Raw genomic sequence first — 14,520 nt, 5'->3', positions numbered from 1 at the left:
GGTTCAGTAAAGGAGGCGCTCTCTCGGCCACGGATTATTCCTCCTGCTTAAAGTATTGGTACACGGCTTGGCGAGTTACGCCGAGCAAACGTGCAATATTGGCTGCTGATACCTTATCTTTCAACCCCAACGCGAGTTGCTTTTTTTGGTCAGGTTCAAGCGGTGTCCGTTGCGGCATAGAAGACTGCCCTGCCCGGAAATTGAGAACCGCGAGTGCAACTGCGCCGTAATCGAGATCCCGCTTGTCGAGCAGCGCGTGTCGCCGCGCGCTGTGGGCGATGGTTTCTATGTCAGCGCCGGACAGGCCTTCCGATAAGACTGAAAGGGGATCGGCAATTTGCTCGCCATCCTTGTCCTCAAACAGGAAGTGCTTCCAAAGGTCTGCACGCACCTCAGCTTCCGGCGGGCCAAACTCGATTTTGTACGGGAAGCGGCGCCATATTGCGGGATCAAGCAAATGCGCGTGGTTCGTGGCAGCGATGACAACAGCGTGCTGGTCGAGCGAATCCAGGCCTTGAATGACCGTGTTCACCACGCGCTTCAACTCACCTAGCTCGTTCCTGTCGTCCCTTAGCTTGGCGATTGCGTCCATCTCATCCAGGAACAGCACTGCGTTCTTCGACGGCACGAAGTCGAAAACTGTTCTGATGTTTTTGCCGGTGTCACCCAGTAGTGACGTGATCACGGAATCAAGGCGCACCACGTAAAATGGTCGGCCGAGATTCGCTGCAATATGACCGGCAAGCAAGGACTTGCCCGTGCCGGGAGGCCCGGACAGCATGAGATTGAGCCGAGAAGCGAGGCCCTTGGCGTTGAGTTCATCGACGTGTTGCACATCGGTGAGGAAGTCGCGGAAGACGCGATTCCCGGTTTCATTCAAGAAAATTGGATTGTGCGGCCACGGCTGTTCTTCGACCAGCGGCAAGCGCGATTTTGTGTCAACCGGAAGCGACTCGACATAGCCGGAGGCGCGCAGCGGCACGCCGCGCTTCCGAACCAACGCTCTTAGCTCCTTTGCCGCTTCCTCATTGCCTGCCTTCGCGAGCTCGCGCGCAAGGTTGCCGGCGATTCGGCGAACGCGGGTGTAGTCCGCCGAAAGCGCTGCGTCAGTGAGTTCAATGAGGTGTTTGGGATCGAGGGGCACGCTATTTTCTCCGGTTTTTCGTTGGCTCTTTTGTAAAGCAATTTTGCCGTATTGACAAGTGATATCTTCTTATTGTAAAGTATACCAATCAAACTGACAAAGGATATGAACATGTTGCAAAATCAAGAAGTCAGCGCCCACGGCGCACCCCACCCGGGCAAATTTGAGATTCTGGTCGCCGGAACTGACCTTCAGTTTCGTCCCCTGAGCCTGACTGACCCCGAGCCCACCGGCCGTCAAATCATCGACGCGGCGGGCGGCCGACCCGCCGACGAGTACGCGGTGCTGCAGTGGCCCGCTAACGGCACCCTCGAACGTCTGGGTCTTGATGAGACTACCGACCTGCGCAAGCCGGGTGTGGAGCGGTTCATCGTGGCAAAGAGTGACCGCGATTATCGCTTCGAGATCGACGGCAAGGAGCAGGAATGGCCCGAGGCTGCCATTACCCGGGAAGTGTTGCTAGCGCTGGCCGGCCAGGACCCGGCCCAGTTCTCGGTCTGGCAGGAGTTCAAGAACTCTCCCGACAAGGAGGTCTTGAGCGGTCACCCGGCAGACTTGGCCGAAAAGGGTGTCGAGCGGTTCTACACGGTCATGAAACATACCACGGAGGGCAGTGATGGCAGTCCTTCCCATTCGTGATCGCGCATACCTCGTCGAGCGCGGCGTCGCGTTCGAGGAGGTGGACGGCAACGAGAAGGGCGTGATCTTCCGGGATTACGTCCTTCCGGCCGGCCGCTTTGATCAGACCAAGGCCGATATCCTGGTGTTGTTGCCGCCCGGGTATCCGGACGTGCGGCCGGATATGTTCTTTGCAATGCCTTGGATCAAGCTCTGCAGGTCTGCGCAGTATCCGCGCGCCGCTGACCAAGCGCACGATTTCCAAAACCGCCGTTGGCAGCGCTGGTCACGTCATAACGACCAGTGGCGGCCCGGCGTTGACGGCATCTGGACCATGCTCAGGCGCATCGATACGGCACTGGAGGCGGCAGCGTGAGTAACTTTAATCTCGTTTTCATCGAGCAGCAGGAAGCCGAGCTGCGCGATCAGTTGTTTGCTGTGAAAGACGTGGAAGGCGCCGCCTATGTGCTGATGCGCGAATGCAAAATCGCGGGCGACCCTTGGGAGCGACGGTCGCGAACCAAGTTGGTGGTGCGCGAGATCATCCCGATTCCGGCGGAAGACAGGGTTTCGTCCAGCGCCCAGCACGTGACCTGGGGCACGAAGGGGTTTGTGGCCCTCCTGCAACGATGCCAGCGCGAGGAACTCGTGCTCGGCATCGCTCACTGCCATCCCCGTGGCCCGCAGGACTTCTCCGAACAGGACGACGTGAATGAAACGGAATTGCTGAGGACCGCCTGCAACCGAAACGGCCCTTCCGCCAAGTTGGTCAGCATTCTCTTCTATGAAGACGGCGGCATCCGTGCCCGCGTTTGGCAGTTTCCCAAGCACAAAGCCGACTGCAAATCTGTGGCGGTCTTCGGTGAGCGCTTCCGGTTTCACTTCCCCGCCGCGTCCTCTCCCGTTTCCGAGGTATTCGCGCGACAAGTGCTGGCCTTTGGGCCATCCCTCATGGCGCAACTCAAAGCGTTGCGGATTGGCATCATCGGCGCGGGCGGCACCGGCAGCGCGACCGCCATGCTGGTAGCAAGAGCCGGCGCCGGACAGATTGTTGTCGTGGACGACGATATTGTTGAGCCAACCAATCTGAACCGGCTCCATGGTGCCACTCAGTCAGATGCCGACGCCATGATGGGCAAGGCGGACATCGCCGCCCGCGAAATCGCCCGAATGGGGTTAGGTGTTCGGGTTGTGCCCCTCAAGGGCTGGGCCAACGCGCCTCACGTGCGGGACGCGCTTAAATCCTGTGATGTCATCTTTTGTTGCACCGACGACAACGCCGGTCGCATCTTCCTCAACCGGTTGGCCTACTTCTATTTCATCCCCGTCATCGACATGGGGCTGGCGATGGCTGTCGCTAGACCGCCCGCCGTGGGCATGGCGGACATCTCGGCCCGGGTCACAACCATTCTGCCCCCCGAGACCTGTCTGCTCTGCCGCGATGCGGTAGATACCGAACTGGCCCGAGAAGAGGATCTGCGGAGGCGCAATCCAACAGAGTACGATCGTCAAAAGCGCGAAGCCTACGTCAGGGGTGAAGGCAATCCGAACCCCGCCGTGGTCACGTTCACCACCGAGGTCGCGTGCATGGCCGTAAACGAACTTCTGAACCGCATCGTAGGCTACCGGAAGCGCGAAATGGGCAGCGAGCATCGGCGGCGCTTTCTCTTTTGTGAAGATAGAGCCACCTCGGCCTCGCCGCGGAATACCTGCCCCATCTGCGCCAGCAAGCTCTATTGGGGCATGGCCGATGCTGAACCGTTCCTGGATCTTGTCGGATGAACGCAATCCTCCGCACCATTCTGCTGTTTCTCGTTTGGCTCGGCCTTGTCAAGAAGCCGCGCTATCTGGCGCGCTACTCTGAACAACACCCGACCGTTGCCGAGCTAGCCGACGATGATCTTGTTGTGGTCCGTTCAGGCGGCTTCACCAAATGGGCCTGCTTCAAATGCCCATGCGGATGCGGCCAGAAGATTGCATTGTCCTTACAGAAGGAGCGACGGCCATCATGGTCGGTCGTAGTTGATTGGCTGCAGCGGCCAACCATATCGCCTTCGGTCAATCAGCTTGCCGGTTGTTTGTCCCACTTCTGGATCAAACGCGGCGATGTCGAGTGGACCGGTAGTCCACGCTAGTTCAACCCGAGGAGACCGCGATGACGAAACTTCGAAAATACACCCTTTCGCACAACGACAACCGCGATAGATGGGAACTCAAGCAAGATAAGACCCACACCTTTGTCAAAGCGTTCGATACCAAGGCTGAAGCCACGGCTGGCGGCGTATTGGCACGCTCACTTGGCAAGGAAGGCGGCTCGGTGAAAATCGAGAAAATTTCGGGAGGCTATCAGGAAGAGCGGACTTTTCCGCGTAGCGCCGATCCGCGTAAGTCCAAGGGTTAGTCTTGGTGTCAGCATGAACTTTGGCTCAATAGTACCATTATCCGAAATTCCATACCTAACGAAGGCCGATCTTAGCGGTCGCTTTCTGGCAAGCACGCTATTCTATGACGGCAGTGATTGGCAAATGTGGCTGCAAACGGAGCAAGCCGACCGCTTCGTCAAGGTTCATGCATGGCCTGCTGAATCGTTCTATTTTTCGGCAAAGCCTGAGAATGAGAACGACCTTTGCAGTGAGTTTCTAAACTTCCTAGCTCAGTCAGCGAATGCGCTCTCGGTCATGAGGCGGTTCTCAGCTATTGGTGACGATATATTCAACCTTTCTGCGTCCTTAGCTAAGCTTCCGATCTTTCATTCGTCCGCCACTGCATCGCAGGGTTCGAGCCGATTAGCAGCCACTGAGGTAGAATATATCCTGTTCACTTGCCGAAGCGTCTTCGATCTATTGCAGGAGGTGATTAAGGACCTTTGGGAGACGATTCTTCTTCGCGACACGACCATCCGGAAAAAGGCGTTAAAGAAGAGCTTCGCCGATATGACATTGCACGGCAGCGAAATGCGTGCAGCCGAAGACATAGCCGAGAGATACGGGCTGCCCATGCCGCTGGCAGAGTGTTACGCGGGCCACGCGCCTATGTTCCTCAAAATACGGCAGTTCAGGGACGATCTGGTCCATAGAGGCCACCGCGTTCAGACTATCTTTCACGGCGAGACCGGCTTTCTCATAACCAACAGCCTGGGCTCTTTTCGCGATATCAACATCTGGCGCGAGCCGGAAGTTATCGTGAACGGTTTGGCACCATTGGCGCCGGTATTGAACACAGATCGGTTCGGCCTCATCACCGATTTCCTCGCGGAGGCGTTCCACTATCAACTCAAGCACAGCAATCGCTACGAAGAGGTCAGCAGGCGGTTGAAGCTCGGCCCGGCCGTGGAGGGGCGCGACGAGAAGGGCATCAAGAAGACCCTATCCGCACTTTTGAAAATCCTGCATCCGGCTGACTCGCCTACCGATGTCGAATTCGACGAGTACGTGTCCTATGCCATAGAATGCCGCCGCCGCGTCAAAGAGCAAATGAATAAGAGGAAGCCCGACGACGAGTTCGCGAAGATCGACCTGTCCTACATCGACAAGGACGGACGAGAGATCGTCGTCCATTGCCCGGAAAGCGCGAACGCCTCGGCGACACTGGAGCCCGCGCGTCGTCGTCTAAAGATGAGTGCGCAGTCCGGCGAACCCGCATCGGCACCAGCCCAGCCATCCGCCGCGGAAAAATTCATTGTGGCGCCTTCGTCCGACGAAATCCCCACGGCGATTTCATCGCCACAGCCAATCGGCCCAATCGATCGGCACTACACCATCGGCTATGGTGACACCGGTCATTCTTACGATACGATTTTTGGCCCATACCTAGTGGGCGCCAAGTCGATGGTCGTTGAGGATCCTTACATACGCGCGCCGCACCAGATCGCAAATTTTGTCCGACTCTGCGAGACGGCGCTCAAAGCGTCGACTGTTCAAACCATCACCTTGATCACGTCCTATGACCAGCAAACCGACATGGCCGACGTCCGCGATAAGTTGGACGAACTGAAACAGAGTCTGCTGGAATATGACGTAGCTTTAAATGTGGAGCTGAACGCCAATCTGCATGATCGTGAAGTGCGTCTCGACAATGGCTGGATCATCAAGATCGGCCGTGGTTTGGATTTCTATCAAAAACCCGATGGCTGGTTCACAGTTGGCGCGACGGACCTGAACCTGCGCCGCTGTCTAGAAACGAAAGTGGACGTCTTCAGGGCCCCTGCGGGCGAGTGAAGGAGATCATTTCCGGTCTACCCCGCCTCCAGTCGACGCCAGGCCGCGCCCTGTGTTTCAGCGCGGAGAGGGGCCCGCTTCGGTGCTGATGCGCCTGTAGACCTTGCGGGCACGGCCACGGCACCGGCATCTGGCGAAGGACTGCGGGGATCGCAGATTGCAAACCTGCCGTTGAGTGTTCCCAACGACGTCAGATGGTGCAGGCAATACTCATCTGCGAGTCGTATCCCGATTGATCGTAGATCAGATTCGAGCAGTGTTATCTCGCCAGACCAAGTGATCTCGGACAGCTCGTTCCAACTCGAAGCAATGAAAGCGGAACCCCACAAGAATTGTGGCTGAGTCGATCGAAATATTGCAAGGACTTATCCTGCGTCGCCGTGATCGATTGCGTTACGCAAATTGCGAAGAAGACGACCCATTCTGTGACCATCGAAGCCGATTGGCTGCGGAACCGCAATGAAAGCGCCCTTCATGTGGGGTATCGGCAGTCCCAATAGGCAGCGCAACGCGGAGCCAGCAAATGGCGAATGCGAGTGAGCAGAATTGTCGCCTGCAGTTGTTACCTCCCCCGAACTCAGGCTAATATTCATCTCGGGCGCGTTAAGACTGGGGGGCGGCTTGAAAATCATCAATTGCGGGAACGGCATACATGAGCGCGAGGTCAAGGGGATCGAAACCCTCGCCTCGCTTCCTCCCCACTGGTTTGCCTACACGAACCTTGATCTGGCCACTGCGCCCGGCTCGAGCCGCGAAATAGACGTCATCATTGTGGCGGACGATCGCATCCTTGTAGTCGATCTCAAAGATTGGTTTGGACCGATCGAAAGCCGCGAGGGGCATTGGTTCAACGTCGGGAAGGACCATGGCCCATCCCCGGTGGCGAAAATCTCATCGAATGCACGCAACGTCTTCATCCAGCTCGAAGCGCACCTGAAGCGTCACGCAAAAGGGTCCAAGGTAATTGTACCAAAGGTACAGGGACTAGTGGTACTGACGAAGGTCACCGACCTTAGCGGAATCGCGGAAACCGAACGTCAAGCGGTGATGCCCGTTGCGACATTTACATCGGCGCTCAAGTCGATTCCCAAGCGAATCGAGACTTTCGGCAAGGCAGCACCTGCCGGTTTGCTGACCTCTGCGGAATGGAAGGATCGGCTTTCGAAGTTCTTTAACGTAAGCAAGGGCGTTTTTGTGCCCGGGCGTCGTACCTACGGCGGCTTCTACGCCACATCGGCAGCACCTGTGTTCGAGCATCCCGAGGGGATCTTCGCCGAATTCGAGGCAAGCGACGAGCGGCAATCGCCCACGCTTGGCGTTCTGCGGCTCTGGGACTTTTCCAAGGCAGAGACACGCTTCCAAAGCGAAGAAGGGCGCAGCGAGATTGCCGGCCGCGAGCAGGAGGTCATCGCCTACCTGCAAGATCGCTGCGAACAATGCGACAGCGTCATCATCGACGGCAAGACCCGCGATCCGAACTTTGGCGTTAGGTATTGGGAGGTCTACGACCGCAGGCGTCGTCTTCACCGTCTCACGGATTTCGCAAGTACCGAGCTGCCGGACCTCAGTCGCATCGATCGGATTGAGTTGGCCCGCCAGTTACTCGCGTCCCTCGACGCGCTTCACCTCGCCGAAGCGGCACATCTCGATTTGGGTCAGCACAGCGTATGGGTACAACGACCATCGACGGTGCGCCTTTCTCACCTCATGGCAGCGAGCTATCGGGATATCCGTTCGCTTGGGGAGTCGCGGTTTCAGTTCCTGTCGACAGGCAAGCTGCCTGAGGACGTGTTCGGAGTTGAAACAACGCCAAAGAGGCGCGACGTTTTTCTTGCGGCCTCCGTCATTCATCGCATCATTCTCGGCGCCAGCCCGGGATCATCGGGCGGCTTTCCCGAATGGGACAACTCGGCCGACAAGAATTGCGACTATCTCGAGTTGCACGATTGGTTGGCGTCGGCGCTGGCGCTCGATCCGATGCAGAGGTTCAAGGACGCAGGCGAAGCACTGACCGCCTTTAACGCCGCTGTCGCTGTGCGGCCGACCCCTGCGGAGGTCCTTGAGGGACTTGAGCGACATCGAGGCGCCATCAAGAGCCAAATGGCGCTCTTCCAAGCTTATCCCCCAGCCAATATCCTTCGCGACGACGAGACGCGCACTTTGTGGCGCACAAGCAATGACGGCCGCGAACTCTTGATCAAGGTTTGGAAGCGCGCGTCTTGGGGAGACCAGAGTAAGGAGGGTCCGCGCATCCTTGACTTCCTGGACCAGCTTGCCGAGCTCGCGTCGGCCGAACCGGTAGGATGCGCGAAGGTATTGGGCGCGATGTGGCTCGGCGATGCGATCGTCATGATCCAGGAATGGATCGATTTACCCGACCTTGCGCATGTTCTAGAGGAGCGATCGGAGGAATTCAGCGAGGATGCACGTCTAGAGCTGATCGAGGCGCTTGCCCGGCGGGTCGAGGAATTGCATGCCGTTCGCTTTGCGCACGGCGACCTCAAACCGGCCAACATTCTTGTCGATCCGGCAGCGCCTAGCGCCCCCGTAATTGTTGACCTAATCGACTTTTCCACCGCTAACGACGGCGACACCGTGACCGCACGCTATGCTCCTGAGAGCGGCGGCCGTTATGAGAGGGATTGCTTCGCCGTCACGGTTATTGCCGAAGAGCTGCTGGTGGGGATCGATTCTAGGATTTCCTCTCGGGTGCGAGAAGCGATTGACAAGGTGCGGACTGACGAGCCGCGGAACGCAACCTTGCTTCCGTTGATCGACGCACTAACGGTCGATGAGGCGGACGACCAAAACATTGAAATGATTCGGTTAACCAGCCCGCACGTAGAGGCAGGGCCGCTGCTTCCGGACGAAGGCCGCTATTTTCTGCGGCGAGCGCAGTCGGGACGCGCGCTCGTCATTCGCGGCGCCTGCGAGGAACTCGAGATCAGAATCGATGCGGACGGAAAGCCAGTTCGGCTTAGCCGGCGCCGGCTTGAACAATCGAGGATTAGGTCTAACCAGCGGTTTGAATTCGGCGCGCTCGAGGCCGCCATCGGTGTCGAGGATGGTCCGACTACTACGCTGGGTAACTTGGAACCATTGCTCGAGCGCGAGGACGTCGTCGCGGCCTTGGCCCCTGTGCGGCCGAAAGCGACCGATCCCGAAACTACCGAGGCGAGCCAACAACTCGCAGAGGAACGCGACGTCGTTCCCGGCGAGCCGCCCGAAGACGATCTCATCGAAGCAATCGCCGCCGAGCCACCGCCAAGCGGGCAGGTTGATGTAGCAAGGCTGTGGGAGCTGCTGGTTGACGCTGAGCGGGAGCTGGAGACCTACGGGCAGGTCGCAGAGGACAGCGCTTTCGACAGGAATATCAACCGCCACAAGGTCCAATTCGACCTGCTGAGCGGTTCCTTGGATTACAATCGTCGTGACCGCGTCATGGTCGAGCGTAAGGACCGCAAGGGAAATTGGCGGCCCGTCGGTCAGCTCGATCTGCAACGTTCAAAACCAGATACGCTGTACCTGGAGAGCATGCGGCCCGACCAGAAAAGCGGTCCACCACTGGTCGATGAAGGTGATGAACTCCGCTTCCGTAGCCGCATGGAGGAAACCAGCCTTGATAGACGCCAAGCGGCGGTCAGGCGGATCGTAGGCCGCACGTCACGCACTAGGAATCTGATCGAAATTCTCGACTCTCGCACTGCTTCAAGCCCCCAGATGCTGCCCGATCGCCAATCCGTCGAAAAGTTAAAGGAGCAATACCAGCTGAACGATCAGCAGGCGCAGGCGTTGTCGGCTGTGCTCGCAACACGGCCTTTGGCCCTCGTCCAAGGTCCGCCTGGAACGGGCAAGACCGTCTTCATCGCCGCACTGGTCCACGCGGCCCTTACGTCAGGGTTGGCCCGTAACGTACTTCTCGCGAGCCAAGCGCACGAAGCCGTCAATAATGCAGCCGAGGCGGTACTCAAGTTATTCGCGCGCGCCGGCGAAGTGCCCAGCATCCTACGCGTTGGCAGTGAAGGTGTCGTCTCCGACCGATTGTTGCCTTTCCATGTCGAACGCGTCGAGCAACTCCAGAAGGATAGATTCCGCGCCGAAATGCGCGAGCGCCTCGCCGTCGCAGCCCAAGGGCTGGGCATTCCCGAGGGTCTCACCGACGCGCTGACGCACGTAGAACTCGCGGTGCAACCAGTTGCGGCCCGCCTTGCCGCTCTGCAAGACGAGGAAAATTCAGCGCAGCGCATCACCGCGCTACGCGAGACGATCTTCCAGCAGATCGTGCCGCTTGGTATTGGTGACGTTCTGACTGCGGAAACCCCTACTGAGGAGATTATCACAACGATTGTCGGCGCGTGCCTCAGGTCGGTGCCGCACGACGTGCGACCGAGCGCCGATCGTGTCGCCAGGTTCCAGATGGCTGCTGCGCTCGCGCGCGACTTCGTGGGCACCGTCTCGACCCAGCAACGAAGCTTCGAAACCTTCCTTGCCGGCACGCGTCAGATCGTTGCAGGGACGTGCGTGGGCCTCGGCCGGTCGGCGTTGGGCTTGACTTCAACGCCCTTCGACTTGGTCATCGTCGATGAAGCGGCACGGTGCACCGCCAGCGAGCTTGCGGTACCGATCCAGGCCGGTGCGTGGGTGGTATTGGTGGGCGACCACAAGCAACTTGAGCCGCAACACCCGGAATCGGTAGTGGACGAAGTTGCCGAGCGCCTAGGGGTGGGCGTGGCGGAAGTCGCCCGAAGCGATTTCGATCGTATCTTCGAAACGCCGTATGGTACTGCCGCCGGACAAACTCTTCGGCGGCAGTATCGCATGCTTCCCCCAATTGGAGAGATCGTATCTAACTCATTCTATGACGGTCGACTCGAGCACGGCCGGCCGACGCCAATCATCGACGCGAATTCTCTTCCCCCGGACCTGAACGCGGCCGTCACCTGGTTCGATACAACATCCTTCGGCGAACGGGCCAAACAGGCTGACCCCAATAATCGCAGGAGCCTGACAAACACAGTTGAGGCAGATGTAATCGTGACCCTCTTGAAGCGGTGGGGTGAATGCCAGCCGTTCTTGGAGTGGCTCGAGCTGCAAAAATCCCATGCGCACGCGATCGGTGTTATCTGTGCATATTCCGCCCAGAGGGATCTTGTCCGGCGCAAAATTGCTCAGGCGCCGATTCTGCCTTCGCTGCGCGCCGCCCTCAAGGTGGACACGATCGACAGCTATCAGGGCAAGGAGAATCCAATCGTTATCGTCTCACTCGTCCGCAACAACTGGGACGGCGCTCTCCAGAACGGTACGAAGACCATTCGCCCAGGGTTCTTGGCAAAGCCCAACCGGATCAACGTTGCGATCAGTCGCGCGATGGACCGGCTGGTCCTCGTTGGCAGTCTGACCAGATGGCAAGAGGATGGCCCGATGAACCGGATCGCGAAAGCATTTTCGCGCAACATCGAGGCGGGCCATGCAAATAAAGTCAACGCTGCAGCCTTGATAGAAAATGGGCTCGAGGCGGCCCCGCTAGACATTGCGAGCGACCGCGCATTGGAGACAGTTCGATGACGAACAAGCCGCGCCGTACATTGACGATCGCGTCCGTGCGCGAGGGGCTTATCGACGAGACCGAGGACGGCCCGCTGCAACTGGCCATACTCGATCTTTCACTTCCGTGTCGTCGGTTCATCGTCGAGCACAAGGTCGCCGATGTCGGAAAGGTTTCGGTGACTGCGGAATTCCTTCTTCGCTTTGTCCGTGCTATGGAAAGCTGCACGGAGGAAGCCGTTCAGTCCTTCTTCGGCTACAGCCGGCGCGAAATGGCGTATGTGCTGCACGAGGTCGAGGACGCCAACTATGTTCTCCGCGTTGACGGTCGCATCAGCCTGACATCAACGGGGCTTTCCCTCTTTCAACCCGGCGTCGAGGAACCCCTTATCTATGAGGTGGAGCGCAAAACAGCACGCGTTGGTTTCGACCTGATCTCGCTCGCTCCTGCGGAAAGAAAATTTCTAAGCTATTTCGAGCGTAACCTTCCAGAAATGCCCTTAGCAGACGCGGTGCAGGTGAGTTCGGCAACGGAGCGGGTGCCGTCCTCGTTCCGCCGCTTTTTCCGCGAATTCGCGCAGAAGATTGATGCGACCTCGACCGTACGACGCGCGCTTTATTCGATCGACAGCGTAGTCGCCGAAGAGCGTTTCTCGACGCTGGTACGTGTCCGTCTTGTTTCCACCGGCCTGAAGCCGACTCAGCCTGATATCGACCTCTCCGAGTGGAAGTCCGACTACGAGCTCTCCGATCGGGAGGCCGTGGGGAGTGCAGTTGCGGAGATGGTTGAGCGCATGTCTGTCGCGAGGCGCGAGGACGACGGCGCGGCCTATCAGCTCCTGGTCGAACTCGCCAAAGAATATCTCAAGGAATGGACACGCCGTGACGGATTGAACGTGCAGCGTTTCTACAGAAATGCATTCACGAGCCATGGCGATGTCCGCGCCGACCGTCAGACTGTCCCTATCGTCGGCAGCCTTTTCACAATGGAAAATGCACGCCGGCTTTTCGACGTTGCGAACTACGGCCTGCGCAAGACGCGCCATGCGGCGGCGGCCGTTTACTGGGTGGTTCCCCAAGTGCCGCTTTGGGGAAGCACCACTATCATGGCCGAAGCCATAGAGCAGTTCCGCGAAAGGGTCATGCGCACGAACGAAGACCTTGCTGTTCGCCAAAATGTCGAAACCATCGCGTTAACCGCCGTCCGTTCAGAGCGGTGGGTTCGAGAGGCTTTCACGCGAGAGCAAGGGGCAAGTGTCAAGGTATTTCCCAGCGGCTTCGAAATGCTACTGGTTCCTGGTGCCTTCGTCGCCGCGACCGTCCACGCGCCGATCGGCCCGCCATCGGGCCTCCCGGTACCACTTGGCTTCGCCAGCTTCGATCCGCGCGTACTAGCCAGGGCAGGCCAACTACTGGAAGCGAACGCGGAGTCGTTCAAGCTGGGTGATACGTTGATGCGAAATCTGGTCGCGCCCTTGTCGCCAATCCCAATTGAGGAGATCGCAGAGAGCTGAATTTTGGCTTGAAATCCCAAATCTGGGCGCTCTTGATGGGCGCAACTTGGACGCAAAGGCAATCTGTGTTGTGCATTTGGCGACAAAGAGAGGGACCGGCAGGCGCGGATGGCGCTCGCGGAAGCATTTCCCGGGCGCGAGGTTCGGATGCTCAACACCCCAAACATTGCGCGAGGCGGTGGCGGCATTCGCTGTCTTGTTCAGCCGGTCCCCGCTGCCAGGTGATGGAAGCAAGGCACCTGGCGTCGCGAGAGCGAAGATGGAGTGTGTTGCGCTCCACCGTCGATCGGGTTCTTCATACCAATGTGCGAATCCTCGCTTTCACCGTCCAGTGGCAGCCGCACACGAAAGCAACCAGACAACGGTTGCCTTTCGCTTTAGCATCCGGATCAACAGCAGGAAGTCATCCTCTCCAATTTGATCGCGCAGTTGCCTAAAGGCGTGAGCGAGCGCAGGAGAAAGCCTCTCTTTTTGCTTCGAACTGAGATCTGAGATTCCGGTTTTCCAGTCAGCCTTGAACTTGGCAACTTTGGACTTGGGGAGCTCGCAGCTAAATGTGAAGGTCTTTGGACTTCCTCGCATTGTAACGGAACCAGAAGGAGACTGACCGCCATAGCGGTGCACCAGCGTATCAAACAACGGATTGTAATCGAAATATTCAGCCTTACTTGCGACGCTGAGAACCAGCTGCGCGCGCAAGGCTTTTGTCACCAAACGTGCCATGTCGAAACTCCCTAATTCGTCGATCAGGGCTCTCTTTTCACGCCTGTACCGTCCGGCAGCAAAGAGAATTTCCATATGCTTATATCGAGAGACCGAAGCGCATTCGCGACATCATCAGCAATATCTTCGTCGCCCGGCAGAACCAGAAACTTTCGAGTTTTACGCTCGCCTCCAGAGTGCACGAGCAGCTGTCCGATCGCTGTGTAAAGTGCCTGTCTGCCGACAGAAGTCTTGGCTTCGTAGACTTCCATCAATATGCCGTTCATGCGGACTCCCAGATCGATCAGCCCGTTGTTGAAAATAACTTCGGCAGGCGATTTCGTTTCGGATCGTTTATGTAGCTCGCTTATTACGTCCCCGTGATAGCTGAAGTAGTCCAGAGTTCCGCCCGTGTAACCATTCTTCTGCCCGGAGAATTCGGGCGTGAAGCCGTCGAGGTCGATGCCTTCGTCCTTTGTATCTTCAGGCCCAAGACGATCTTCCCTCACGAGCTCTTTGAACTGCGCCACCTGCATTGGTGAAGCGACGAATGCGGCCAACCAGCGTCCCGGGGTTCAGAGCGCCGATTACGATGCCGTAACGCTCCTTGTCAGCTTCCGGATCAAACGCGCCCGCCAGGCGATTCCTGCTCCAGGAGAGATATGCAGGCTCTTCCCACGCATTCCTATCTGTTACGTCAAAAAACCTTTCATTATCAGCTAGTTAAGTCGCTCCGGTGCAATCGGCTGCCAGCCGCTACAATTTCCTACATGGCACATGA

12 protein-coding genes are annotated in these 14,520 nt (G+C 58.0%); 9 read left to right on the top strand and 3 right to left on the bottom strand.

Annotation, left to right across the window (positions count from 1 at the left end; genetic code table 11):
* Positions 1 to 34: 34 nt before the first annotated feature.
* Positions 35 to 1,144: an AAA family ATPase gene (locus ACVWVY_RS40195; protein WP_456631563.1), complete on the bottom strand. Its 1,110-nt coding sequence runs from the start codon at positions 1,142 to 1,144 to the stop codon at positions 35 to 37.
* 111 nt (positions 1,145 to 1,255) lie between these two features.
* On the opposite strand from ACVWVY_RS40195, the gene ACVWVY_RS40190 reads away from it, so the two are divergent.
* The 9 genes from ACVWVY_RS40190 to ACVWVY_RS40150 all read left to right on the top strand — a co-directional run bounded on the left by ACVWVY_RS40190 (position 1,256) and on the right by ACVWVY_RS40150 (position 13,262).
* On the top strand, positions 1,256 to 1,783 hold the full coding sequence (locus ACVWVY_RS40190) for a multiubiquitin domain-containing protein (protein WP_456631562.1): 528 nt from the start codon (positions 1,256 to 1,258) through the stop codon (positions 1,781 to 1,783).
* Positions 1,761 to 2,138 (top strand): E2/UBC family protein, encoded by a 378-nt coding sequence (locus ACVWVY_RS40185; protein ID WP_456631561.1) that lies wholly within the window; start codon positions 1,761 to 1,763, stop codon positions 2,136 to 2,138. The genes ACVWVY_RS40190 and ACVWVY_RS40185 overlap by 23 nt, the downstream gene beginning before the upstream one ends.
* The gene (locus ACVWVY_RS40180; RefSeq protein ID WP_456631560.1) at positions 2,135 to 3,544 is read left to right on the top strand and encodes a ThiF family adenylyltransferase; all 1,410 of its coding nucleotides are present in this window, start codon (positions 2,135 to 2,137) and stop codon (positions 3,542 to 3,544) included. Before ACVWVY_RS40185 ends, ACVWVY_RS40180 begins: the two co-directional genes overlap by 4 nt.
* Complete coding sequence (locus ACVWVY_RS40175; protein WP_456631559.1) at positions 3,541 to 3,897, top strand: DUF6527 family protein; 357 nt, start codon at positions 3,541 to 3,543, stop codon at positions 3,895 to 3,897. Before ACVWVY_RS40180 ends, ACVWVY_RS40175 begins: the two co-directional genes overlap by 4 nt.
* A gap of 20 nt (positions 3,898 to 3,917) precedes the next feature.
* A complete protein-coding gene (locus ACVWVY_RS40170) occupies positions 3,918 to 4,163 on the top strand; it encodes a DUF2188 domain-containing protein (RefSeq protein WP_224944584.1) in 246 nt (81 codons plus the stop codon).
* A gap of 13 nt (positions 4,164 to 4,176) precedes the next feature.
* Positions 4,177 to 5,979 carry an MIT C-terminal domain-containing protein gene (locus tag ACVWVY_RS40165; RefSeq protein WP_456631558.1) on the top strand — a complete coding sequence of 601 codons (1,803 nt, stop codon included), beginning with the start codon at positions 4,177 to 4,179 and terminating at the stop codon, positions 5,977 to 5,979.
* Between the two features lie 621 nt (positions 5,980 to 6,600).
* Positions 6,601 to 11,544, top strand: a complete 4,944-nt coding sequence (locus ACVWVY_RS40160; protein ID WP_456631557.1) for an AAA domain-containing protein — start codon at positions 6,601 to 6,603, stop codon at positions 11,542 to 11,544.
* On the top strand, positions 11,541 to 13,037 hold the full coding sequence (locus ACVWVY_RS40155; RefSeq protein ID WP_456631556.1) for a hypothetical protein: 1,497 nt from the start codon (positions 11,541 to 11,543) through the stop codon (positions 13,035 to 13,037). Before ACVWVY_RS40160 ends, ACVWVY_RS40155 begins: the two co-directional genes overlap by 4 nt.
* A gap of 63 nt (positions 13,038 to 13,100) precedes the next feature.
* Positions 13,101 to 13,262 carry an agmatine deiminase family protein gene (locus ACVWVY_RS40150; RefSeq protein WP_456632446.1) on the top strand — a complete coding sequence of 54 codons (162 nt, stop codon included), beginning with the start codon at positions 13,101 to 13,103 and terminating at the stop codon, positions 13,260 to 13,262.
* Between the two features lie 96 nt (positions 13,263 to 13,358).
* On the opposite strand, the gene ACVWVY_RS40145 is transcribed toward ACVWVY_RS40150, so the two are convergent.
* On the bottom strand, positions 13,359 to 13,760 hold the full coding sequence (locus ACVWVY_RS40145) for a hypothetical protein (RefSeq protein ID WP_456631555.1): 402 nt from the start codon (positions 13,758 to 13,760) through the stop codon (positions 13,359 to 13,361).
* 23 nt (positions 13,761 to 13,783) lie between these two features.
* Positions 13,784 to 14,299, bottom strand: a complete 516-nt coding sequence (locus ACVWVY_RS40140; protein ID WP_456631554.1) for a hypothetical protein — start codon at positions 14,297 to 14,299, stop codon at positions 13,784 to 13,786.
* Between the last annotated feature and the right edge of the window lie 221 nt (positions 14,300 to 14,520).

It is taken from the genome of Bradyrhizobium sp. URHC0002 (assembly GCF_054059515.1).
The sequence above is the reverse complement of the archived record's forward strand: the minus strand, read 5'-3'. Positions and strand labels throughout refer to the sequence as shown.

What these genes read in the sequence shown, in the direction of transcription:
- ACVWVY_RS40190 (WP_456631562.1), top strand. Translation starts at nt 1,256, where the DNA reads ATGTTGCAAAATCAAGAAGTCAGCGCCCACGGCGCACCCCACCCGGGC.
- ACVWVY_RS40185 (WP_456631561.1), top strand. Translation starts at nt 1,761, where the DNA reads ATGGCAGTCCTTCCCATTCGTGATCGCGCATACCTCGTCGAGCGCGGC.
- ACVWVY_RS40175 (WP_456631559.1), top strand. Translation starts at nt 3,541, where the DNA reads ATGAACGCAATCCTCCGCACCATTCTGCTGTTTCTCGTTTGGCTCGGC.
- ACVWVY_RS40170 (WP_224944584.1), top strand. Translation starts at nt 3,918, where the DNA reads ATGACGAAACTTCGAAAATACACCCTTTCGCACAACGACAACCGCGAT.
- ACVWVY_RS40165 (WP_456631558.1), top strand. Translation starts at nt 4,177, where the DNA reads ATGAACTTTGGCTCAATAGTACCATTATCCGAAATTCCATACCTAACG.
- ACVWVY_RS40155 (WP_456631556.1), top strand. Translation starts at nt 11,541, where the DNA reads ATGACGAACAAGCCGCGCCGTACATTGACGATCGCGTCCGTGCGCGAG.
- ACVWVY_RS40145 (WP_456631555.1), bottom strand. Translation starts at nt 13,760, where the DNA reads ATGGCACGTTTGGTGACAAAAGCCTTGCGCGCGCAGCTGGTTCTCAGC.